The sequence below is a fragment of the Microbacterium sp. HMWF026 genome, from assembly GCF_003061325.1.
Lineage (GTDB): Bacteria > Actinomycetota > Actinomycetes > Actinomycetales > Microbacteriaceae > Microbacterium > Microbacterium testaceum_E.
Window position 1 is genome coordinate 1 of the sequence record NZ_QAJB01000423.1, and the last position, 2315, is coordinate 2315.

Here is a 2315-nt window from a genome sequence, read left to right on the forward strand (position 1 = left end):
CCCACCCGTGACCCCGCCGAGCGTGCCGGGCGCGGGACCGACGCCGGGCGACGAGCCGGCGTGCCCGAGCGACGATGTCGGACCGGGACGCGACACGTCGAGGGTGGCGCGGCCGTCCAGGGGGCCATCAGCCGTGGGCTCCGCGCCCGAGAGGACGACACCGCTCCCGACGCCCGCGACCGTCAGGGGTGCGAAGGCACGGGTCATGGCGTCCGCGCGTTGTCCGGCGGCGCGCAGGTCGTATGCGGCCGTGCTCGCGTAGCGCGTCGCCGCCGAGGCGTCGACGATCGGGCCCGCATCCAGACGCACCGTCCGCGCTCCCCCGCGCAGCGCCGCGGTGGTGGTGGTGGATGTCTCGTCGAACACGCCCCGCAGACGCCGCACGAGCCCCGTCAGGGCCGTCACCGACCCCAGCACGGCCCGCAGCGGGCGAACGACTCTGGTGACCATCTCGTTGACCTTCGTGACGACACGCGCGATCGCGTAGCCCATGCCCAGACCGAACGACGCGGCGACCACCGCCATGGCCTCGATCGCCGTGGCGACGACCTTCGAGATCGCCGTCTTGACCACGCCCTGCATGCGGGTCACGAGAGTGGATGCCGAGACCAGTCCGCTCGCGGCCGCCTCGGCCCATCCGCCCGAGGCGGCGAGGTGCCGCGCGGCGTCGGTGGCGAACCGCACATAGGCCGCGATGCTGCCGCCGCTCATGCCGTCGAGGTCGGTGAGCCGCCGCGAGAGGTCGGCGCCCGCACGGCGCATCGACGCGCCCGTCGAGGTCCACTGCGCGGCGACCTGCGCCACGTTCGCCGCGCTGCCGGTCAGCTGCTCGAGCCACGTGCTGAGCGGCTTCAGATGCTCCATGACCCAGCCCAGTCCGCACGACGTCAGGGTCGCGAGGGGATCCGTCAGCGCGGCCGCGGCATCGCCCAGGGTGTCGAGCAGAGCGGTTCCCCCCTCGAGCCACCGCCCGTCGCGCACGGCGTCGGCCAGGGCCCGGCCGGAGTCGATCACCCGCGAGCCCGAGAACGTCGTCCCGGGCGCCACCGGGGCGCTCATCGCGCACCCATCGCCGCGTCGAGCGCGCGCAGCGCCGTGACGGTGTCGTCCTCGAAGCGCTCCCACTGCTCGGCGGTGCGCCGCAGCTCGCCCGCGGTCCGCATCAGCATCGATGCGTCCTCGCCCAGTAGGACGGTCGCCGCGGCCGCGAGCGCCTGTCCCGGGGGCACGAGAAAGGCGCACAGCAGACCGAAGGCGTCGGGCAGCAGGTCGCCGCCGCGCAGTGCCGAGAGCGCCGATTCCACGTCCCCCACGAGCGAGTCGACGAAAGCCGCGTGCTGACGCAGCAGGTCGACGTCGACGGTGATGTCATCGGCCATGGGCGGTCCTCTCGGAAGCGTCGGGGACGGCGGCATCCCGCAACTGGGCGACGATGGGGTCATCGGCGCCGAGCAGATCCGACACCGCCCGTAGGGTCGCCCGGTGCGCGTCCGCCTCGGCGTCGCGGATCGTCGCGAGCAGGTCGGCCGCCAAACGGCTCGCGCCCCGGGTCAGGGCGGGTTCGCTCAGCCGCAGGTCGACGACGCGCCCAGCCGCATCGACCTGCACGACGATGTCGCGGGCACGCGAACGTCCCGTGCCGCGTGCCGCGGCGACCGCGGCCTCGAACGCGGGCATCTGCGCCGCGCGGATCTCGGCACGACGCACGTCGGCCTCGACCTGCGCGAAGGCGTCTTCGGGATCCAGCGACACGCGATCACGCTAGTGTCGCCGCGCGCCGAAACGTAGCGTCGGCAGATGCTTTTTCGCGCAGATGAGAGCACTCTCACGCCGCTCTCATCGAGGCGGCTCCGTTCAGCCGCGCGTCCAGCCGTAGCGCGCGCGCAGCGCCGACGCGACGGTGTCGAACCGGGCGCGGTCCAGGGCCGCGGCTGCGCGGCGCATCGCGGCGTCGGGTACGAGGTACAGCTGCTCGACGTCGACCCATGACGGACGCCGCTGCGGGTCCCACTCCCCCGTGCCCAGGGCGAGATACTGACGGTCGCCGTCGTGCGGCTTGCTCGTCAGGCGCACGGCGTAGGAGCGGGTGACATCCGCTCGGCCGATCACCAGCACGGGGCGGTCTTTTCCGCGTCCGTCGCGCTCCTCGTAGGGAACCCAGGTCCAGACGATCTCGCCCCCGTCGGGGGCGTTGTCGCGCTGCGGCGCGTACGAGAGGGTCAGGCGCCTCGGCGGGTCGATCTCGACCGTCTGCGCGCCCGAAGGAGCCGCGGTGGGCCGGCCGGCGGGCGCCCGGGTCGGTGCAGGGCGTGCGG

At 74.0% G+C, this 2315-nt stretch carries 4 protein-coding genes; all 4 read right to left on the reverse strand.

Translation table 11 applies throughout. The annotated features are described in order from the left end of the window. On the reverse strand, nt 1-1059 hold a 1059-nt coding region (locus DBR36_RS15405), incomplete at its 3' end, for a hypothetical protein (RefSeq protein ID WP_146185397.1). Beyond that, nucleotides 1056-1379, reverse strand: coding sequence for a type VII secretion target (locus tag DBR36_RS15410; RefSeq protein ID WP_181373636.1), 324 nt, complete (start codon nt 1377-1379; stop codon nt 1056-1058). The genes DBR36_RS15410 and DBR36_RS15405, both read right to left, overlap by 4 nt. Next, nucleotides 1369-1752, reverse strand: a complete 384-nt coding sequence (locus DBR36_RS15415) for a YbaB/EbfC family nucleoid-associated protein (RefSeq protein ID WP_108320604.1) — start codon at nt 1750-1752, stop codon at nt 1369-1371. The genes DBR36_RS15410 and DBR36_RS15415 overlap by 11 nt, the downstream gene beginning before the upstream one ends. A gap of 102 nt (nt 1753-1854) precedes the next feature. After that, a partial coding sequence (locus tag DBR36_RS15420; protein ID WP_108320605.1) for a type II toxin-antitoxin system PemK/MazF family toxin occupies nt 1855-2315 on the reverse strand: 461 nt, incomplete at its 5' end.